The organism is Pseudoxanthomonas suwonensis 11-1 (assembly GCF_000185965.1).
GTDB classification, from domain to species: Bacteria; Pseudomonadota; Gammaproteobacteria; order Xanthomonadales; family Xanthomonadaceae; genus Pseudoxanthomonas; species Pseudoxanthomonas suwonensis_A.
Window position 1 is genome coordinate 1,586,291 of the sequence record NC_014924.1, and the last position, 20,431, is coordinate 1,606,721.

Genomic DNA, 20,431 nt, shown 5'->3' on the forward strand with positions numbered 1-20,431 from the left:
TTCCGGGTGCATGACTGACGCTGACGCGGCTTCCCCGACGACCGCGTTCCGTGCAATGCGGATGCTTGCGGGCGCTTGATCGACGGCGGATGCCGGAACAAGAAAAGGCCATGCCGGTGTACCGGCATGGCCTTCGTTACGGCGCAGGCAGCCCGTGTGGGCCGCCCTGGTCAGCCGGCGCGGCTCTTGGCCAGGCGCAGCCAGGTATCGACCACGGTGTCGGGGTTGAGCGACACCGACTCGATGCCTTCCTCCATCAGCCACTGGGCCAGGTCCGGGTGGTCCGAGGGACCCTGGCCGCAGATGCCGACGTACTTGCCCTTGGCGCGCGCAGCCTTGATCGCCATCGACAGCAGCTTCTTGACCGCCGGGTTCCGTTCGTCGAACAGGTGGGCGACGATCGACGAATCGCGGTCCAGGCCCAGCGACAGCTGGGTCAGGTCGTTGGAGCCGATGGAGAAACCGTCGAAGATCTCGAGGAACTCGTCCGCCAGCAGCGCATTGGACGGGACCTCGCACATCATGATGATCTTCAGGCCGTTCTCGCCCTGGCGCAGGCCGTTGGCGGCGAGCACCTCGACCACCTTGCGGCCTTCCTCCAGGGTGCGCACGAACGGGATCATGACCCAGAGGTTGTCCAGGCCCATCTCGTTGCGCACGCGCAGCACCGCCTTGCACTCCAGCGCGAAGGCGTCGGCGAAGGACGGATCGACGTAGCGGCTGGCGCCGCGGAAGCCGATCATCGGGTTCTCTTCCTCAGGCTCGTAGCGGTGGCCGCCGATCAGGTTGGCGTACTCGTTGGACTTGAAGTCCGACAGGCGCACGATCACCGGGTTCGGCGCGACCGAGGCGGTGAGGGTGGCGATGCCCTCGGCCAGGCGGTCGACGTAGAAGCTGACCGGATCAGCGTAGCCGGCGATCTTGGCGTCGATCTTCTTCTTCGTCTCGGCGTCCTGCCTGGCGTAATCGAGCAGGGCCTTGGGATGCACGCCGATGTGGCTGGCGATGATCATCTCCAGGCGCGCCAGGCCGATGCCGGCATTGGGCAGCTGGCCGAAGTCGAACGCGCGCTCCGGGTTTGCGACGTTCATCATGATCTTCAGCGGCGCCGGCGGCATGTTGCCGAGATCGGTCGTGGTGCGCTCGAAGGGCAGGGCGCCTTCGTAGATGTAGCCGGTGTCGCCCTCGGCGCAGCTGACGGTGACTTCCTGGCCGTCCTTGATCAGCTCCAGCGCGTTGCCGGTGCCGACCACGGCCGGCACGCCCAGCTCGCGGGCGATGATCGCCGCGTGGCAAGTGCGGCCACCGCGGTTGGTGACGATCGCGCTGGCGCGCTTCATCACCGGCTCCCAGTCCGGGTCGGTCATGTCGGCGACCAGCACATCGCCGGGCTGCACGCGCTCCATGTCCTCGAGCGAGCGCACGACGCGGGCAATACCGGCGCCGATCTTCTGGCCGATGGCACGGCCCTCGGCGATCACTTCGCCGCGCTGGCCCAGGGTGAAGCGCTCGATCTGGGTGGCGTGGCCGCGCGACTTCACCGTCTCGGGGCGTGCCTGCACGATGAACAGCTTGCCGGTCACGCCGTCCTTGGCCCACTCGATATCCATCGGGCGGCCGTAGTGTTCCTCGATGGTCAGTGCCTGGCGGGACAGCTCCTGCACGTCCTCGTCGGACAGCGAGAAGCGGCTGCGCAGTTCCGCAGGCGTGTCCTCGGTGCGCACGCGCTCGCCGGGCTTGTCCGAATACACCATGCGGATCGCCTTGCTGCCCAGGGCGCGGCGCAGGATCGCCGGCTTGCCCTGCTTCAGCGTGGGCTTGTAGACGTAGAACTCGTCCGGGTTCACCGCGCCCTGCACGACCATCTCGCCCAGGCCGTAGCTGGCGGTGACGAACACCACGTCGCGGAAGCCGGACTCGGTGTCCAGGGTGAACAGCACGCCGGAGGCGCCGACATCCGAACGCACCATCAGCTGCACGCCCGCCGACAGGAACACGTCCTCGTGCTTGAAGCCGTGGTGCACGCGGTAGGCGATCGCGCGGTCGTTGTACAGCGAGGCGAACACTTCCTTGACCTTGTGCACGACGTCGTCGGCACCGGTCACGTTGAGGAAGGTTTCCTGCTGGCCGGCGAAAGAAGCGTCGGGCAGGTCCTCGGCGGTGGCGGAGGAACGCACCGCGACGGCGATGTCGCCGCCGCCATTCTCGCTGCACAGCCTCGCGTAGGCGGTGCGGATGTCCGCGTCCAGCGCTGGCTGCAGCGGGGCGTCGATCACCCACTGGCGGATCTCGCGGCCAGCGGCGGTCAGCGCGTTGACGTCCTCCACGTCCAGCTGCGCGAGCCGGTCGTAGATGCGCTGGTGCAGATCGTTGTGCGCGATGAAATCCTTGAATGCCTCGGCGGTGGTGGCGAAGCCACCGGGCACCGAGACGCCGAGGCCGGACAGGTGCCCGATCATCTCGCCGAGGGAGGAATTCTTGCCGCCTACGCGTGCCAGGTCGGCGAGGCGCAACTCATGCAACCACAGGATGTTCTGGTTCAAGTGCGATGCTCCGTGGAGCCACGCCCGGCCGGGCAATGGCCGTGTCCCGAGGTATGTGGGGCCGTTATGATGCCGCTGCGAATATGGGCATATCAATGTTGATCATGTCACTCAATACGAATCCTGGAGACGCCGCAGGCATGAATGCAATACGCCCTGTTTTCTACGTATCGGATGGTACCGGTATCACGGCGGAGACCATCGGCCACAGCCTGCTCACGCAGTTCAGCGGCTTCCAGTTCCTCACCGATCGCATCGCCTTCGTCGACGACATGGACAAGGCGCGCGAGACCGTCCTGCGCATACGCGAAGCAGGCGAACGGTATGGCGTGCGCCCGATCGTGGTGAACTCCTGCGTCGATCCGCAGATGAGCACCGTCATCGCCGAAAGCGGCGCGCTGATGCTGGATGTGTTCGCTCCGTTCATCGGACCGCTGGAGCGCGAGCTCAACCAGCCCAGGCAGGCGAGGGTGGGTCGCGCGCACGGCATCGTCGACTTCGACAGCTACCACCGCCGCATCGAGGCGATGAATTACGCCCTTGCGCATGACGATGGCGTCGCGCTGGACTACAACGAGGCCGATGTCGTGCTCGTGGGTGTATCGCGCGCGGGCAAGACCCCGACCTGCGTCTACCTGGCCCTGCACTACGGAGTGAAGGCGGCGAACTATCCGCTCACCGATGGCGACCTCGACCACGACCAGCTGCCGCCGCGGCTGAAGCCGTTCCGGCGCAAGCTGTTCGGCCTGACCATCGACCCGGAGCGGCTGCAGCAGATCCGCCAGGAACGGCGGCCGGATTCGAACTATTCGCGGCTGGAAACCTGCCGCCGCGAGGTGCAGGCGGCCGAGGCGCTGTTCGCGCGCGAGCGCATCCCGACGCTGAGCACCACGCATACCTCGATCGAGGAGATCTCCAGCAAGGTGCTGGCCACCTTCGGCCTGCAGCGGGAGATGTTCTGAGGCCGCCGATTCATGGGGTCGGCAGGGCCTGATTTCAACGCTGCCGCGTGCGCGCGATGCCGTGTAGCATCGGACGCATGCAGCAGCAGACCCTCCCCATCGCCGCGCGCATTCCCAGGATCGGCCGCTTCAGCTGGCTGATGGGCCTGTACGCGGAGAACCACGCCCGCCTGACCCGGCTGTTCGCGCCGGCCGGGCTGGCCCGCGGCAGCTACATCTCCTCGCTCGGCGACGGGCTGGACGTGCGCCTGGACGTGCTCGAGCGCCACGCCTACACGGTGGAGCTGCGCCTGACCTACGACATGTGCGATCCGGTCACCGGCGAGCCCGATCCTTCCGCCTACCTGCGCCTGTACAACGACGCCCGCCAGGTCGAGACCACCCACTGCTACGTGGGCCGGCGCTGGCAGGACACGATCGGCATGTATCCGCCGCCGGCGGAAGTGGTCGGCCACCGCCTGCGGATGAACACCTTCCTCGGCAAGTGGCTGGAATACCTGGCCGAGCAGGGCCATGGCGTGGCCACCCTGTCCGCGGCACCGCCGCGGCCGGAGGCGCCGGCGGTGAAGCTGGCGGAGGGTTGAGCATGGCCTTCGATCCGCGCTCCATCCCGCTGTCGGTCCTGGACCTGGCCCCGGTCTGCGAGGGCTCGCACGTGTCCACCGCGCTGGCCAACACGGTCGGCCTGGCCCGCCACGCCGAATCGCTGGGCTACCGCCGCTTCTGGCTGGCCGAACACCACAACATGCCCGGCATCGCCAGCGCCGCCACCGCGGTGCTGATCGCGCACGTGGCCGCGCACACCTCGCGGATCCGGCTGGGGGCGGGTGGGATCATGCTCCCCAACCACTCGCCGCTGCAGGTGGCCGAGCAGTTCGGCACCCTGGCGGCGCTGCACCCGGGCCGGATCGACCTCGGCGTCGGCCGGGCCCCGGGTACCGACCATGCCACCGCCAAGGCCCTGCGTCGCTATTTCGAATCCGCCGACCGCTTCCCCCAGGACGTGCAGGAGCTGCTGGGCTTTTTCGCCCCCGAACAGCCGGGGCAGGCGGTGCGCGCCGTGCCCGGCGCGGGCCTGGACGTGCCGGTGTGGATCCTGGGCTCCAGCCTGTTCGGCGCCCAGCTCGCGGCGGCCCTGGGCCTGCCGTACGCGTTCGCCTCGCACTTCGCGCCGGATGCGATGGAGGAGGCCATGCTGGTCTACCACCGCCACTTCCGTCCCTCGAAACAGTGCCCCGAGCCGTACGTGATGCTGGCGGTGAACGTGGTTGCGGCCGGAACCGACGTGGAGGCCCGGCGCCTGTTCACTACCCCGCAGCAGGCCTTCGTGAACCTGCGGCGCGGCAAGGCCGGGCTGATCCCGCCGCCGGTGGACGACATGGAGGGCTACTGGACGCCGGAGGAGAAGGCCGGGGTGGAGCGGGCGCTGGCCTGCAGCGTGGTCGGCGACCGCGACACAGTGGCCGAGGGCCTGTCCCGCTTCGTCCAGCGCCATCGCCCCAATGAGCTGATCGTGGTGGCCAACATCCACGACCACCAGGCCCGCCTGGACTCCTACCGGATCGCCGCCGGGGCCTGGGGGCTGCAGCCGGCCCGGACGGACGCCTGAACGGCGCCGACAGGCGGCGCTCGCTATTCCCGGCGAATGCGGGTATGGTGCGCTCACTGTGTTTGCATGGGTCACCGTGAATCGTGGCCTGATGCAGTCGATCCGACGATCGCGCTACATCGTTCCGCTTTGCCTAACACCTGCAACCCAGTACCCGTCACGGATGTCCCGTGACCGGTTTTCATTTATCCGTTGAGGAGTTAGCAAACATGTCCGATCGTCAGACCGGTACCGTCAAGTGGTTCAACGACGCCAAGGGCTTTGGCTTCATCACCCCGGAGAGCGGCGCCGACCTGTTCGTGCACTTCCGCTCGATCCAGGGTTCGGGCTTCAAGTCGCTGCAGGAAGGCCAGAAGGTCTCCTTCATCGTGGTGCAGGGCCAGAAGGGCCTGCAGGCCGACCAGGTCCAGGCGCTGTAATTGACTGATGCCCCGGCCTGGCCGGGGTAGCAGACAGGAACGCCGGGGGCGCAAGCCTCCGGCGTTTTCCGTTTCAGGGCCGCCCAACGGATGGCGAACATGGGCCATGCGAGGATGTGCCGCCCCCCGAGGAGCCGACGATGCTGACCGTCCACCACCTTGAGAACTCCCGCTCCCAGCGCGTGCTCTGGCTGCTGGAGGAACTGGCCCTGCCGTACCGCGTGGTCCTCCACAAGCGCGACCCCAGGACCCTGCTGGCGCCGGAGGCGCTGCGGGCCGTGCATCCGCTGGGCAAGGCCCCGGTGCTGGTCGACGAGGGCCAGGCCTTGGCCGAGTCCGGCGCGATCCTGGAATACCTGGTCGAGCGCTACGACACCGGCCACGATTTCTCGCCGCCGCAGGAGCCGACCCTTTCCGAGGAGCGGCTGCTGTACCGCTACTGGATGCACTACGCCGAGGGCTCGGCGATGCCGCCGATGCTGCTGACCCTGGTCCTGCGCCGGATCCGCAATGCGCCGATGCCGTTCTTTGCACGGCCCATCGCCCGTGCCCTGGTCGACCGCACCCTGTCGGCCTTCGTCTCGCCGCAGGTCAGGCTGCACCTGGACTGGATGGAGCAGGCGCTGGACGGTGGCGGCTGGTTCGCCGGCGAGCGCTTCACCGCCGCCGACATCCAGATGAGTTTCCCGATCGAGGCCGCCGCCGCGCGCGCCGGCCTGGACAGCTATCCGAACCTGCGCGGCTTCCTCGAGCGCATCCACGCACGCCCGGCCTACCAGCGTGCGCTGGAGCAGGGCGGCCCGTTCTCGGTCGCCACCGGCTGACCCTGGACCGATGGATGGACCCGGCCGCGACGCGCGCCGGTGCATCCTGGGCGCATGCAGATCGAATTCGACAACAGCTTCCTGCGCGACCTGCCCGGCGATCCCGAGGCCGGACCGCGGGTGCGCGAGGTATTCGCGGCCTGGTCGCGGGTGGATCCCACCCCGGTGGCCGATCCGCGCCTGCTGGCTTGGTCGCCCGAAGCCGCGGCCCTGGTCGGGCTCGGCGCCGAGGACGTGGCCGATCCGGACTTCGCGCGTGTGTGCGGTGGCAACGCCCTGCTCGAGGGCATGCAGCCCTGGGCGGCCAACTACGGCGGCCACCAGTTCGGCAGCTGGGCCGGGCAGCTGGGCGACGGGCGCGCGATCTCGCTGGGCGAGGCCATCGCGGCGGACGGCCGGCGCTGGGAGCTGCAGCTCAAGGGGGCGGGGCGCACGCCCTACTCGCGCTTCGCCGATGGCCGCGCGGTGCTGCGCTCCTCGATCCGCGAGTTCCTGTGCAGCGAGGCGATGCACCACCTGGGCATTCCCACCACCCGGGCGCTGTCGCTGGTCGGCACCGGCGAGGAGGTGGTGCGCGACATGTTCTACGACGGCCACCCGCGTCCGGAGCCGGGTGCCGTGGTGTGCCGGATGGCGCCGAGCTTCCTGCGCTTCGGCAGCTGGCAGCTGCCGGCGTCGCGCGGCGACACCGCGCTGCTGCGCCAGCTCACCGACCACGTCCAGCGCCATCATTTCCCCGACCTGCACGGACTCGGTCCCGCCGGCGATGCCGAATGGTTCGCGCAGGTGTGCGAGCGCACCGCGGAGATGGTGGCCGGCTGGATGCGGGTGGGCTTCGTCCACGGGGTGATGAACACCGACAACATGTCCATCCTCGGCCTGACCATCGACTACGGTCCCTACGGCTGGCTGGAGGACTACGACCCTGGCTGGACTCCCAACACCACCGACGCCCAGGGTCGGCGCTACCGCTATGGCACCCAGCCGCAGGTGGCGTACTGGAACCTGACCCGGCTGGCGCAGGCGCTGGCACCGCTGTTCGGCGAGGCCGCGCCGCTGGAGGCCGGGCTGCAGCGCTTCCTCGACGCCTGGGCCCGGGCCGAGCGCGAAATGGTCGCCGGCAAGCTGGGCCTGGCGCGGGCAGGGGCCGATGACGTGGCCCTGTTCGAGGACCTGCGCACGGTGCTGCAGGCCGGGCAGTTCGACCTGACCGCCTTCTTCCGCAGGCTGGGCGAGGGTGACCCGGCCGCCGACGATGCCGGCGGGTTCGCGGCCGTGTCCTACGACGCCGATGCGTTCGCCTCCGCCACTGCGGCGCTAAGTGACTGGCTGGCGCGCTATGCCGCGCGCCTGGCCGACGACCCGCTGACCGCGGAGCAGCGCCGCGAACGCATGCGCCTGGCCAATCCGCGCTACGTGCCGCGCAACTGGCTGGCGCAGGAAGCCATCGACCAGGCCGAGGCCGGCAACCTCGCGCCACTGTCGAACCTGCTCGAGGTGATGCGGCGGCCGTACGAGGACCAGCCCGGGCGCGATCATTACGCCGGCCTTCGCCCCGGGTGGGCTCGCGACCGGGCCGGCTGCTCGATGCTGTCCTGCAGCTCCTGACGCGCTAACGTTCGCGTCTTCCACAACGCGACCACCCGGAGACCCCATGACCGCAACCGCCGCCGGAGCCGCCGCCCAGCCGGCCTGGGCCTCGCTGCTGCGCGATGTCCCCGATTTCCCGTCGCCGGGCATCATGTTCCGCGACATCTGCCCGCTGCTGGCCGACGGGGAGGGCTTCGCCGCCATGCTCGAGGACCTGGCCGCACCGTGGCGTGGCATCGGGATCGACGTGGTCGCGGGGGCCGAGGCCCGCGGTTTCATCCTCGGCGCCGCGCTGGCGCCGCTGCTGGGCGCGGGCTTCGTGCCGCTGCGCAAGCCGGGCAAGCTGCCGGGCCCGGTAGTCGAGGAAAGCTATTCCCTGGAATACGGCAGCGATCGCCTGCAGATCCAGGCCGGCGCGGTGGCTCCGGGCACCCGGGTGCTGCTGGTCGACGACGTGCTCGCCACCGGTGGCACCCTGGCGGCGGCAGCGCGGCTGCTGGTCCGGCAGCAGGCCCGGCTCGTGGGCGGCGTGGTGCTGCTGGAGCTGGAAGCCCTGGGCGGCCGCGCCCTGTGGAAGGCCGATGCGCCGCTGGTGGCGCTGTTGAGGCGGTGATTCGGGATTGGGGATTGGGGATTGGGGATTCGCGGGAGCGCGTGGGCTGGTATGCGGAGCGCACGCGCCGGTGCAATGCCACGCCCTGAACGGCGTGGCAGGGCCCGGGATGCGGTCTTCGGCCCTGTCCGCCTACGGCTGCGGCGTCAGAGCTTGCGCACCCGGAAGCGCCGGCCCTTGATCTTGCCGGCTTCCAGCCGCTGCAGGGCACGACCCACCTGGGCATTGGCGATCGCGACGTAGGAGCGGGTGGCGCCAATCACGATCTTGCCGATCGCCGGGCCCGGCAGCCCGGCTTCGCCGGTCAAGGCGCCGAGGATGTCGCCGGGGCGCAGCTTGTCGGTCTTGCCGCCGTCGATGCGCAGGGTGGTCATCGGTGCCTGCGCCGGCTGCGCGGGGCGGCCGGTCGCCAGCGGCGCGTTCTCGCGCGGCGGCGGGCTGTCCTGGGCGGCGGCGATCATCTCGGCTCGCGCGTTCTCGCGGCCGGCGACCAGGCTCAGGGCCAGGCCACGGCGGCCGGCACGACCGGTGCGGCCGATGCGGTGGCGGTAGGCATCCACGTCGGTGGGCAGCTCGTAGTTCACCACCGCGGCCAGGTCCTCGACGTCCAGGCCGCGCGCGGCCACGTCGCTGGCGACCAGCACGTTGCAGCTGCGGTTGGCCAGCTGCAGCAGCACCTCGTCGCGGTCGCGCTGCTCCATGTCGCCGTGCAGGGCCAGGGCGGAGAAGCCGAACTGGCGCAGCGAACCGGCAACCTCGTCCACGTCCTTGCGGGTATTGCAGAACACCACCGCCGACTCGGGGCGATAGCGCAGCAGCAGGCCGGCCACGGCCTTCTGCCGGAACTGCGCATCCACATCGAAGAAGCGCTGCTCGATGTCCGGCGCCGATTCGCCGCCTTCCACCGAGACCTCGACCGGATCGCGCAGCAGCTGGCGCGCCAGCTCGCGGATCGAATCGGGGAAGGTGGCCGAAAACAGCAGGGTCTGGCGCTGGCCGTGGCAGCGGTTGGCGATCTCGCGCACCGGCTCCTCGAAGCCCATGTCCAGCATGCGGTCGGCCTCGTCCAGCACCAGGGTGCGGACCACGCCCAGGTGCAGCACGCGCTTGCGGGCCAGCTCCTGCACGCGGCCAGGGGTGCCGACCACGACCTGCGGGTCGTGCGCCTCAAGCGAGGCGATCTGCGGCTCCAGTGCCATGCCGCCGGTGAGCACGCTCAGCTTGAGGTTGGGGATGCCGGTGGCCAGGCGGCGCAGCTGGCGGCCGACCTGGTCGGCCAGTTCGCGGGTCGGGCACAGCACCAGCGCCTGGCAGCGCGACTCGGCCGGATCCAGCCGCTGCAGCAGGCCCAGGCCAAAGGCGGCGGTCTTGCCGCTGCCGGTGGGGGCCTGCGCCAGCAGGTCGCGGCCGTCGAGGATCGGCGGCAGGGACTGCGCCTGGATCGGGGTGGCGGCGGTATAGCCCAGTGCATCCAGGCCGGGAAGCAGGGCGGGGGAAAGCGGCAGCGAGACGAAATCGGTCATGCGCCATTGTCGCAGGTGTGGGCCGCCGTCGCCCGGTCCAGGCCCGGGCCCGGCGCCGCCCCGCGTACAATGCGCGGATGCCCTTGATCACCCTGCAGAACGTCGACTACAGCGTCGGCGGCCCGTTGTTGCTGGAACACGCCGACCTGTCGATCGAACCGGGCGAACGCATCGCCCTGATCGGCCGCAACGGCGCCGGCAAATCCACCCTGCTCAAGCTCATCGCCGGCGAACTGCAGCCGGACGACGGCCAGGTGCGGGTCCAGTCCGGCGTGCGCGTGGCGCGGCTGGAGCAGGAGGTACCCGGTGGAACCGAGGGCAGCGTGTTCGAGGTGGTCGCCGGCGGGCTGGGCGAACTGGGCACCTGGCTGGCGCAGTTCCACCAGATCAGCCATGCCGAACATTTCGATGCGAAGGCGCTGGAGAGGGTGCAGGCCAGGATCGATGCCGCCGACGGCTGGGCCCTGGACCAGCGCGTGGCCGAGGTGCTCAGCCGGCTGGAACTGGATGGCGATGCGGTGTTCGCGCGCCTGTCCGGCGGCATGAAGCGCCGCGTGCTGCTGGCGCGCTCGCTGGTCTCGGCACCCGACGTGCTGCTGCTGGACGAGCCGACCAACCACCTGGACATCGAGGCCATCGACTGGCTGGAAGGCTTCCTCAAGGAGTGGGGCGGCTGCGTGGTGTTCGTCACCCACGACCGCCGCTTCCTGCGCGCGCTGGCCACCCGCATCGTCGAGATCGACCGCGGCCAGGTCACCAGCTGGCCGGGCGACTGGGCCAACTACGAGCGCCGCCGCGAGGAACGGCTCAATGCCGAGGCGCAGGAGAACGCGCGCTTCGACAAGCTGCTGGCGCAGGAGGAAGCCTGGATCCGCCAGGGCATCAAGGCCCGCCGCACCCGCGACGAGGGCCGCGTGCGCCGGCTCAAGGCCATGCGCGTGGAACGCGCCCAGCGCCGCGACCTGTCCGGCAACGTGCGCATGGAGGCCGCCCAGGGCGAGTCCTCCGGCAAGAAGGTGATCGAGGCCAAGGACCTGTGCTTCGCCCATGGCACGCAGGTGATGGTGCGCGACTTCACCACCACCGTGCTGCGCGGCGACCGCATCGGCCTGGTCGGCCCGAACGGCAGCGGCAAGACCACCCTGCTCAAGCTACTGCTGGGCGAACTGCAGCCGCAGTCCGGCGAGGTCAAGCTCGGCACCAACCTGCAGGTGGCCTATTTCGACCAGTACCGCGCCACCCTGCGCGAGGACTGGAACGCGATGGAGAACGTGGCCGGTGGCCGCGACTTCGTCGAGGTCAATGGCTCGCGCAAGCACGTGCTGGCCTACCTGCAGGACTTCCTGTTCTCGCCCGAGCGTGCCCGCGCGCCGATCACCCGCCTGTCCGGCGGCGAGCGCAACCGGCTGCTGCTGGCGCGGCTGTTCGCGCAGCCGTCCAACCTGCTGGTGATGGACGAACCGACCAACGACCTGGACGTGGAAACCCTGGAGCTGCTGGAGGAACTGCTGGCCGACTATCCCGGCACCCTGCTGCTGGTCAGCCACGACCGCGACTTCCTCGACAACGTGGTGACCTCGACCCTGGTGATGGAGGGCGAAGGCAGGGTGGGCGAGTACATCGGCGGCTACAGCGATTGGCTGCGCCAGCGTCCGGCCCCCGTCGCACCCAGGGCCGTGGCAGCGGACAAGCCCGCAGCCCAGCCGGCGGCACCCGCCGCGCCCGCCGCCGCGGCGCCGGCCGGCAAGCGCAAGCTCAGCTACAAGGATGCGCGTGAACTGGAGCAGCTGCCGGGGAGGATCGACGCGCTCGAGGCCGAGCTGGCGGAGCTGGCCGCGGCCATGTCCGATCCGGCGTTCTACCAGCAGGAGCCGGGCGCGGTGGCCGCGCACGGCAAGCGCATGTCCGAGGCCCAGGCCGAGCTGGACGCCGCCTACGCGCGCTGGGCAGAGCTGGACGGCTGAAGCCGTCCGCGCCATCGTGCGCGATGGTTCCCTTGCCCGTGGAGGGGCAGGCAATGGCAACGGATCGGTTCTCCATGCGCGTGCGGCGCCTGGCCTGGCTGGCGATGCTGGCACTCGCGCCGGCCGTGGCCGAGGTGCGGGATGCGTCGCCTGCAGGTTTCACCATCGAGAACAGCCGCAGCGTGGCCGTGCCGCCGGCACGCGCCTGGCAGGCGCTGGTCGAAGACGTGGACCGCTGGTGGCCGAAGGACCACAGCTGGTGGGGCCGGGATTCGGTGCTGTCGATCGATCCACGCCCCGGCGGGTGCTTCTGCGAGACCGGCAAGGATGGGCGCGGTGCCGCGCACATGCAGGTGGTGTTCGTCGATCCCGGCTCGACCCTGCGCATGACCGGTGGCCTGGGCCCGCTGCAGGGCATGGGCCTGCACGGCGCGCTCGAGTGGCGGCTTGCCGCCGAGGGCGAGGGCACCCGCATCACCCTCCATTACCGCGCCGGGGGCTACACGCCCGACGACCTCTCGAAGTTCGCCCCGGTGGTCGACAGGGTGATGGCCCAGCAGCTGGACGGGCTGGCGGACTACCTCGCGCGCCCCTGAGCCCGCGGCGTGCTGTCCAGGGCCAGGAACGCCCAGAACGGCACGCCGTCCTCCGCCCACCACTGCGCCGCGTCGGCCAGGACCGCGACCAGGGTTTCCAGGTCCTTCGAACGCGCCGCCTGCAGGCTGGAGACGCCGTCGATCGCCAGCACGTAGCCCGGCGCCGGCAGCCACGACAGGTCGCGCAGCGCGTCGAGCAGGCCATCCCAGTTGCGGCCCCAGCCGGCGGGGAAGTCCAGCGTGGTGCCGATCCGCAACAGCAGCGAGGCCTTGTCGCGGCAGCCCTCGAGGTCGACCCGGCGCAGCAGCAGGCCTGCATCGCGCGCGGCCGCGGCCAGCGCCGGCAGGTCGGCCGCCTCCACCTTGTACACCCCGGCCCGGGTGGCGTCGTCCAGGCCGATGTCGAATCCGGACTGGCTCATTGGCGCACCCCGCGTGCAGGCGCCTGGAAGGCGCGGAAGCTTTCGTAGTGGTCGGCGGTGTAGTACCACTCCACCGGCGGATCGCCCCCGGTCACGATCCGCCGCGCACCGCGGTGCGAAAGCCCCGGCGTGGGTACCGTGTACTCGTGGTAGTGGCCACGCGGGCGCTGCGGCAGCCGGCCCTCGCGGTTGGCGAACACGCTGCCGTCCTGGCGATGCGGAAATGGTCCGCCCTGGAGGATGCGCTCGACCACCGGACCCGCCTCGGCAGGTAGGAAGGAAGGCAATGCGGCTGCCTGCCGGCCGGTGCCGGGCGCCGACGAAGCTTCCGTCTGCGTGGCCGGGGCGCCAGTGGCGGCGGTGGCCGATGGACCAGGGCGTTGCAGCCAGGCCAGGCCGACCAGCAGCAGGGCGGCGACCAGCAGCGGCAGGCTGCGCGAGAGCGGGGAGCGTTGGCGTTTCGACATGCGTCGCAGTATGCGACGCGGCAAAGCCGGATTTCCGCCCCGCTTGCACGCGCCGTTAGCACGGGCTTCACGATTGCGGCACGAACGCCGCCGTTTCCCCCGGCGGAACGCCGCATTGCCGGCCTTGGACCTTGGTTGCCCGGGCCGGCGTCCCTACACTGTGCAGGCCGCCCGGATGTTCCGGGCACGCCATCAAGGAGACCACCATGGCTTACACCCTCCCCGAGCTGCCGTATGCCTACGATGCGCTGGAACCGCACATCGATACGGAGACGATGAAGATCCACCACACCAAGCACCACCAGACGTACATCAACAACGTCAACGCCGCGCTGGAAGGCACCGAGTACGCCGACCTGCCGGTCGAGGAGCTGGTGAAGAAGACCAAGTCGCTGCCGGAGAACCTGCAGGGCGTGGTGCGCAACAACGGCGGTGGCCATGCCAACCACAGCCTGTTCTGGACGGTGATGGCCCCGAACGCCGGCGGCGCCCCGAAGGGCGACATCGCCAAGGCCATCGAGCAGGACCTGGGCGGTTTCGAGAAGTTCAAGGAAGCCTTCACCAAGGCCGCGCTGACCCGCTTCGGCAGCGGCTGGGCCTGGCTGAGCGTCACCCCGGACAAGAAGGTCGTGGTCGAGTCCTCGGCCAACCAGGACAGCCCGCTGATGGACGGCAATACGCCGATCCTGGGCCTGGACGTGTGGGAGCACGCGTACTACCTGAAGTACCAGAACCGCCGTCCGGAATACATCGGCGCGTTCTTCAACGTGGTCAACTGGGACGAGGTCGAGCGTCGTTACCAGGAGGCGGTCAAGTAAGCCTCCGGGCTTCCTTCGATCCCACGCAAGCGCCCCGGCAATGCCGGGGCGTTTTCGTTTTGCGGCAGTTGCAGGGTGGGCTGCATCTGGCTTTGCCGTTGCCGTTGCTGTTGCCGTTGCCGTTGCTGTTGCTGTTGCTCTTCCCGCCCGTTATAGCGAGCCGAGCATCGGAGTGCCGGCGGGGGCGTAGAGGCCCGCATGTCTGAGCGAAGCGAGTTTGCGGGCCGTCCCCCGGCGGTGCGAGAAGCGCAGGTTACCGACCGGCGAAGCCGGTCGGGCGAGCGGTTCGGGCCGTGCTTTCTTTTTGGTTACTTTTGATCAGCCATTCGGCTGCTGAAAAGCGCTTCTTTGCACAAGCAAAGAAAAAGTGACTCGCCCAAGCCGCGAAGCGGATGGCGAAAGCTTTTGCTCCTGGGGCTCCCGCAGGAGCCTGCCCTTGTCTCTGGTTCCAGCTCAAAGGCAACAACGATGGGGCAGACCAGGGCCGAAGGCACGTCGGCCAAGCTAAACGAGAGAGCCAAAACCAAAGCCGGATCAAAATCTGTTTCGCCCGCCGCTGCGCGGCTACGGCGAGTTACTTCTTCTTTGCTCCTGCAAAGAAGAAGTAACCAAGAAGAAAGCAGGCCCGGTCGCGAACCGGCCGGCTGCGCCGACCGGTCCCCTGCGCTTCTCGCGGTGATGGGGGACGGCCCGCAAACTCGCTTCGCTCAGACATGCGGGCCTCTGAAGCCCCCATCGCCGCTGCGATGCTCGGTTCGCTCCAACGGGAGGGGGCAGCAACAACAACAGCAACCGCAACAGCAACCGCAACAGCAAAGGTCACGGGACAGCCGTGGCGCGAAGCCGCGACGGTGGGGCGCCACGCACAGATCCTGGGCGCAAAAAGAAAGCCCCAGCGCGAGGCCGGGGCTTCCAGTGTTACTGCATGTCGCGGAGGCTTACTGCGTGATCGCGGTTCCGCCGTCGCGCTTCTGCTGCTCGAGGTACTCCTTCGACGGCTCGTCGAGCTTGTCGCCGAGCATGCGGCGGACCACGATGAAGAACACCGGGATCATCAGCAGGCCGAGGAAGGTGGCGAACAGCATGCCGCCGATCACGCCGGTGCCGATGGCATGGCGCGCATTGGCGCCGGCGCCGGTGGACAGGGCCATCGGCACCACGCCCATGATGAACGCGAACGAGGTCATCAGGATCGGGCGGAAGCGCAGGCGGGCCGCCTCGATGGTGGCGTCGCGCAGGGTCTTGCCCGCTGCACGCTGCTCCACCGCGAACTCCACGATCAGGATCGCGTTCTTGGCCGCCAGGCCGATGATCGTGATCAGGCCGATCTTGAAGAAGATGTCGTTCGGCAGGCCGCGGGCCAGGCTCAGCAGGACCGCGCCGAGCACGCCCAGCGGCACGACCAGCAGCACCGCCACCGGGATCGACCAGCTCTCGTACAGCGCGGCAAGGCACAGGAACACCACCACGATCGACAGCACCAGCAGCAGGGTCGCGGTGTTGCCGGCCAGGATCTCCTGGTAGGACATGCCCGACCAGTCGAAGCCGAAGCCCGGCGGCAGGTCGTTGGTGACGATGCCTTCCATGATCGCCATTGCCTCGCCCGAGCTGTGGCCCGGTGCCGGCGAACCGACGATGTTGACCGCGGCGTAGCCGTTGTAGCGGTTCAGCGACGGCGGGTTGGTGGCCCACTGCGCATCGACCACGGTCGTCAGCGGGATCATCCCGCCCTCGTCGTTGGGCGTGTAGAAGTGGGCCAGCGACTCGGCACCGGTGCGGTACGGGGCGTCGGCGCGCAGGTTCACGCGCTTGATGCGGCCTTCGTAGAAGAAGTCGTTGGCGTACACCGGCGCCAGCATCAGGCTGATGGCGTTGTAGATGTCGCCGACCTGCAGGCCCATGGCCTGCGCCTGCACGCGGTCGACCTTCAGCTGCAGCTGCGGGGCGTCCTCCAGGCCGTTCGGGCGCACGCCGACCAGCGCCGGGTTCTGCGCCGCGGCGCCGAGCAGCATGTTGCGCGCCTGGGTCAGGCCTTCCTGGCCCTGGCCGGTACGGTCCTGCAGCCACATGTCGAAGCCGCCGAACTGGCCCAGGCCCTGCACGGTCGGCAGGTTGACCACGAAGATCGTGGCCTCCTTGATGCCGAACAGGGCGCCGTTGGCCTGCTGGATGAACTCCGGCGCGGTCAGGTCACGCTGGTCCCACGACTTGAGCTTGATGAAGCCCATGCCGACGTTCTCGCCCTGGCCGACGAAGCTGAAGCCGGCCACCTGCAGCATGCTCTCGAAGCCCTCGACGCCTTCCAGGCGCTCGCGCATCTGCGCGAACACGTCCTGGGTGCGCTGCAGGCTGGCGCCCGGCGGCAGCTGGACGATGGCCAGCGCGTAGCCCTGGTCTTCCTCGGGCAGGAAGCTGCCAGGCATGCGCGACAGGCTGAAGCCGCACAGCACCGCCAGCACCACGAACAGGATCATCCAGCGCGGGGCATGCCTGACGGCGCTGCCGATGTGGCCGACGTAGGTCCTGCTGATCCGGTCGTAGTACTTGTTGAAGGTGCGGAACACCACGTTGGAGTTGGCGTGGTGGCTGGGCTTGAGGAAGGTCGCGCACAGCGCCGGGGTGAAGCCCAGCGCCAGGAACGCCGAGAAGCCCATGGCGATTGCGATGGTCAGCGCGAACTGCTTGTAGATCTCGCCCGCCGCGCCGCCCTGCAGGGCGGAGGGGATGAACACCGCGGCCAGGACCACGGTGATCGCCACCACGGCGCCGGTGATCTGGCCCATGGCCTTGATCGTGGCGTCGCGCGGGGCGAGGCCCTCCTCGGTCATGATGCGCTCGACGTTCTCGATCACCACGATCGCGTCGTCGACCACGATGCCGATCGACAGCACCAGCGCGAACAGGGTCAGCTGGTTGATGGTGAAGCCGATGATCGACAGGCCGACGAAGGTGCCGAGCAGTGCCACCGGGATGACCAGGGTCGGGATGATCGTCGCGCGGAGGTTCTGCAGGAAGATCAGCATCACCAGGAACACCAGCACCACCGCCTCGAGCAGGGTCTTGACGACCTCCTCGATCGAGATCTTGACGAAGGTGGTGGAGTCGTACGGCGACATCCAGGTCACGCCCGCCGGGAAGGTGGACTGCAGCTCGTCCATCTTGGCGCGCACGGCGTCGGCCACGTTCAGGGCATTGGCGCCCGGCAGCAGCTGGATCGCGAAGGCGCCGATCGGCTTGCCGTTGTAACGGGTGTCGAAGCCGTAGGCGCCCGGGCCGAAGGCCACGCGGGCGACGTCCTTCAGGCGCACGGTGGTGCCGTCCTCGTCGGCGCGCAGGATGATCTCCTCGAACTGCTCCGGCGAGCTGAAGCGGCTCTCGGCCGAGACAGTGGCGGTAAAGGCCTGGCCCTCGGGCGCGGGGTCGGAGCCGATCGAGCCGGCGGCGAACTGCACGTTCTGGGCGCGGATGGCGGACAGCACCTGGGTCGCCGACAGCCCATAGCCCTGCAGCCTGTCGGGGTTGAGCCAGATGTTCATCGCGTACTCGGCGCCGAACTGCTGCACGCTGCCGACGCCGGGGATGCGCGAGATCTGTTCGATCACGCGCGAGCCGTTGAGGTCGTTCAGCGCGTTGCGGTCGACCGCCGGGTTGTCGGAGATCAGGCCTACCACCATCAGGAAGCCGGCGTTGGCCTTGGCCACCACCACGCCCTGCTGGGTCACCTCGGTCGGCAGGCGCGGGGTCGCCAGCGAGACCTTGTTCTGCACCTGGACCTGGGCGATGTCAGGATCGGTGCCGGTCTCGAAGGTCAGGGTGATGCTTGCGCGGCCGGTGGCGCTGGAGGACGAGCTGAAGTACAGCAGGTGGTCGATGCCGGTCAGCTGCTGCTCGATCACCTGGGTGACCGCCTTCTCGACCGTCTCGGCGCTGGCGCCGGGATAGGTGGCGCTGACCGTCACCTGTGGCGGGGCGATGTTGGGATAGGACTCGACGCCGAGGCCGAGGATCGAGATCACGCCCGCGAGCGAGATCAGGATCGCAACGACCCAGGCGAAGACCGGGTGGTTGATGAAAAACTTGGGCATCGGAGGAAGTCCTTACTCGGCCGGCTGCGCTTCAGCGGCGGCTTCACCGGCTCCGGCCTCGGCGGCCGGGGCCTGCTGCGGGGCCTGGCCCTGGGCCGGGGCGGCGGCATCCTGGCCGGCCTGGTTGGCCTGGTAGGGGGTAGCCTGGACCGGAGCGCCTTCGCGCACCTTCTGCACGCCGGAGACGATCACCTTGTCGCCGGCCGCCAGGCCGGCGGTGACCAGCCAGTTGCCATCGGAAGCGACGCTGGCCTCGATGTTCTTGCGGACCACGTTGCCCTCGTCGCCGACGACCATCACGTAGGCGCTGTTGGCGTCGCGCAGCACCGCGGCCTGCGGCACCAGGAACACGCCCGACAGCTCGCCCAGGTTGGCCTTCAGGGTGACGAAGCTGCCCGGCAGCAGGGCCTGGTCCGGGTTCGGGACCAGCGCACGCAGCGAGACGGCGCCGGTGGCCGGATCGACCGTGGTGTCGGAGAAGTCCAGGGTGCCGGCCTGCTCGTAGGCGCGGCCGCCCGGCAGCAGGACCTGCACGGTGGACTTGCCGGCGCCGGACAGCGACACGTTGGCGGCGCCGCGCAGGCGCTCCAGCTCGGTCGAGCCGATCGAGAAGTTGGCGTACAGCGGGTCCAGCTGGTCGACGGTGGTCAGCAGGGTGGCTTCGCCCTGGCCGACCAGTGCGCCCTCGGTGACCTGCTGCTTGCCGGCACGGCCGGAGATCGGCGCGGTCACGCGGGCGTAGCCGAGGTTGATCTCGGCGGTACGCACGGCGGCACGGGCGGCCTCGACCGCGGCGGCGGCGCTGCGCTCGGCGGCCACGGCGTTGTCCAGGTCGTTCTGGGACACGAAGTTCTGCGGGGCCAGCTGGCGGGCGCGGTCGGCGCTGGAGCGGGCGTTGGCGTAGCTGGCCTCGGCACGGGCGAGGTCACCACGGGCGACGCCCAGCTGCGCCTGCAGCGGGGCCGGGTCGATCTGGAACAGGACCTGGCCTTCCTTGACGTCGCTGCCTTCCTGGTAGACGCGCTTGACCAGCACGCCGGGCACGCGGGCGCGCACGTCGGCCGACCGGTACGGCGACAGGCGGCCGACCAGCTCGCGCTCGAGCGGCACGGTCTGCGGCTGGACCTCGACCACCCCGACCTGGGGCGGGGGCGGGGTGGCGGCCTGTTCCTGCTTGCATGCAGCCAGGGCCAGCAGGCTGCAGGCCAGGAGCAAGGGGCGGTACATCGTCATGGGGAGGGCTCCGGAAAGGATGTCGTGGAGTGTTTCAGGTTCGGGAAGCTGGCGGCGCGAAAGCGCGCAGGAAGCTGTCGATGGCGAACGCGGCCCACTGCGAACGCGCCTCGGGCGTGTCGCGGTGGGGCGCGAGATGGCGCTGCCGGTCGAAATCCAGACCGACAATCATGCCCAGCAGGAGCTCGGCCGCGCAGTGCGGATCGTCATGCCTCAGCAGGCCGCGGCGCATGGCCTGCTGCAGCCAGCCGCCGAGGCGGTCGAGCAGGGCGCCGACATAGTCCTGGTACATGGCGGCCACTTCCTCGGGGAACTCCGCGGCCTGGGCGGTGACCAGGCGTGCGGTACCAAGGGTACGCGGTTCGGCCAGGTGGGCGAGATGGTCCTCGGCGAAGGCGACCAGGGCCTTGCGCAGCGAGCCGGCAGTCGGCGCGGGCGGCAGCCGGATCGCAGCCATGCCGTCGCTGGCGACCAGGTGCATCAGCGCCTGCTTGGAGCCGTAGCGGGCATACAGGGTCTGCTTGGAGCAGCCGGCACGCGCGGCGATGGCATCCATGCTCACGTTCACGCCGAATTCGGCCACCAGCGCACGCACCGCGTCGCGCACCCGCTGGTGGCGGGCGTCGTCGGGCGCGGCTCCGGCGGGCGCGGAAGGCGGGCTGGCTTGCATGGGGCTGGACTATACCGTCCAGTTCATTAAATGAAAAGCACGTTTTTTGCCGCTATGCGTCACGGCTTTGGCGGTTGCAACCGATACAATCGC

17 protein-coding genes are annotated in these 20,431 nt (G+C 69.4%); 10 read left to right on the forward strand and 7 right to left on the reverse strand.

Annotated features, from left to right (window positions below):
* Positions 1 to 170: 170 nt before the first annotated feature.
* The gene (gene ppsA / locus PSESU_RS07265; RefSeq protein WP_013535114.1) at positions 171 to 2,543 is read right to left on the reverse strand and encodes a phosphoenolpyruvate synthase; all 2,373 of its coding nucleotides are present in this window, start codon (positions 2,541 to 2,543) and stop codon (positions 171 to 173) included.
* 140 nt (positions 2,544 to 2,683) lie between these two features.
* Here ppsA and ppsR point away from each other — a divergent pair, with 140 nt between their 5' ends.
* The 7 genes from ppsR (at position 2,684) to PSESU_RS07300 (ending at position 8,560) form a co-directional block, all read left to right on the forward strand.
* Positions 2,684 to 3,505 (forward strand): posphoenolpyruvate synthetase regulatory kinase/phosphorylase PpsR, encoded by an 822-nt coding sequence (ppsR, locus tag PSESU_RS07270; RefSeq protein ID WP_013535115.1) that lies wholly within the window; start codon positions 2,684 to 2,686, stop codon positions 3,503 to 3,505.
* A gap of 77 nt (positions 3,506 to 3,582) precedes the next feature.
* Positions 3,583 to 4,089, forward strand: a complete 507-nt coding sequence (locus PSESU_RS07275; protein WP_013535116.1) for a DUF1249 domain-containing protein — start codon at positions 3,583 to 3,585, stop codon at positions 4,087 to 4,089.
* Between the two features lie 2 nt (positions 4,090 to 4,091).
* Positions 4,092 to 5,114 (forward strand): LLM class flavin-dependent oxidoreductase, encoded by a 1,023-nt coding sequence (locus PSESU_RS07280; protein ID WP_013535117.1) that lies wholly within the window; start codon positions 4,092 to 4,094, stop codon positions 5,112 to 5,114.
* 209 nt (positions 5,115 to 5,323) lie between these two features.
* A complete protein-coding gene (locus PSESU_RS07285) occupies positions 5,324 to 5,533 on the forward strand; it encodes a cold-shock protein (protein WP_013535118.1) in 210 nt (69 codons plus the stop codon).
* Between the two features lie 140 nt (positions 5,534 to 5,673).
* Complete coding sequence (locus PSESU_RS07290) at positions 5,674 to 6,357, forward strand: glutathione S-transferase (RefSeq protein ID WP_013535119.1); 684 nt, start codon at positions 5,674 to 5,676, stop codon at positions 6,355 to 6,357.
* Between the two features lie 54 nt (positions 6,358 to 6,411).
* The gene (locus tag PSESU_RS07295) at positions 6,412 to 7,965 is read left to right on the forward strand and encodes a protein adenylyltransferase SelO (RefSeq protein ID WP_013535120.1); all 1,554 of its coding nucleotides are present in this window, start codon (positions 6,412 to 6,414) and stop codon (positions 7,963 to 7,965) included.
* Positions 7,966 to 8,011: 46 nt separating this feature from the next.
* Positions 8,012 to 8,560, forward strand: a complete 549-nt coding sequence (locus tag PSESU_RS07300; protein ID WP_013535121.1) for an adenine phosphoribosyltransferase — start codon at positions 8,012 to 8,014, stop codon at positions 8,558 to 8,560.
* Positions 8,561 to 8,706: 146 nt separating this feature from the next.
* Here the strand turns inward: PSESU_RS07300 and dbpA are convergent, their stop codons facing one another.
* On the reverse strand, positions 8,707 to 10,083 hold the full coding sequence (gene dbpA, locus PSESU_RS07305) for an ATP-dependent RNA helicase DbpA (protein WP_013535122.1): 1,377 nt from the start codon (positions 10,081 to 10,083) through the stop codon (positions 8,707 to 8,709).
* Positions 10,084 to 10,160: 77 nt separating this feature from the next.
* On the opposite strand from dbpA, the gene PSESU_RS07310 reads away from it, so the two are divergent.
* Both PSESU_RS07310 and PSESU_RS07315 read left to right on the forward strand, forming a co-directional pair.
* On the forward strand, positions 10,161 to 12,047 hold the full coding sequence (locus tag PSESU_RS07310; RefSeq protein ID WP_013535123.1) for an ATP-binding cassette domain-containing protein: 1,887 nt from the start codon (positions 10,161 to 10,163) through the stop codon (positions 12,045 to 12,047).
* A 53-nt stretch (positions 12,048 to 12,100) separates the two neighbouring features.
* Complete coding sequence (locus PSESU_RS07315; protein ID WP_013535124.1) at positions 12,101 to 12,643, forward strand: SRPBCC family protein; 543 nt, start codon at positions 12,101 to 12,103, stop codon at positions 12,641 to 12,643.
* Here the strand turns inward: PSESU_RS07315 and PSESU_RS07320 are convergent.
* Together PSESU_RS07320 and PSESU_RS07325 are read right to left on the reverse strand one after the other, a co-directional pair.
* A complete protein-coding gene (locus tag PSESU_RS07320) occupies positions 12,625 to 13,065 on the reverse strand; it encodes a barstar family protein (RefSeq protein ID WP_013535125.1) in 441 nt (146 codons plus the stop codon). The two genes, PSESU_RS07315 and PSESU_RS07320, sit on opposite strands and share 19 nt — an antisense overlap.
* Positions 13,062 to 13,532, reverse strand: a complete 471-nt coding sequence (locus PSESU_RS07325) for a ribonuclease domain-containing protein (RefSeq protein ID WP_013535126.1) — start codon at positions 13,530 to 13,532, stop codon at positions 13,062 to 13,064. The genes PSESU_RS07320 and PSESU_RS07325 overlap by 4 nt, the downstream gene beginning before the upstream one ends.
* A gap of 206 nt (positions 13,533 to 13,738) precedes the next feature.
* On the opposite strand from PSESU_RS07325, the gene PSESU_RS07330 reads away from it, so the two are divergent.
* Positions 13,739 to 14,350, forward strand: coding sequence for a superoxide dismutase (locus tag PSESU_RS07330; RefSeq protein ID WP_013535127.1), 612 nt, complete (start codon positions 13,739 to 13,741; stop codon positions 14,348 to 14,350).
* A 938-nt stretch (positions 14,351 to 15,288) separates the two neighbouring features.
* Here the strand turns inward: PSESU_RS07330 and PSESU_RS07335 are convergent.
* Genes PSESU_RS07335 through PSESU_RS07345 form a run of 3 tightly spaced genes read right to left on the reverse strand, consistent with a single transcriptional unit; the run spans position 15,289 to position 20,338 of the window.
* A complete protein-coding gene (locus PSESU_RS07335; RefSeq protein ID WP_013535128.1) occupies positions 15,289 to 18,435 on the reverse strand; it encodes a multidrug efflux RND transporter permease subunit in 3,147 nt (1,048 codons plus the stop codon).
* Positions 18,436 to 18,447: 12 nt separating this feature from the next.
* Positions 18,448 to 19,668, reverse strand: a complete 1,221-nt coding sequence (locus PSESU_RS07340) for an efflux RND transporter periplasmic adaptor subunit (RefSeq protein WP_013535129.1) — start codon at positions 19,666 to 19,668, stop codon at positions 18,448 to 18,450.
* A 34-nt stretch (positions 19,669 to 19,702) separates the two neighbouring features.
* Positions 19,703 to 20,338: a TetR/AcrR family transcriptional regulator gene (locus PSESU_RS07345; RefSeq protein ID WP_013535130.1), complete on the reverse strand. Its 636-nt coding sequence runs from the start codon at positions 20,336 to 20,338 to the stop codon at positions 19,703 to 19,705.
* Positions 20,339 to 20,431 lie beyond the last annotated feature (93 nt).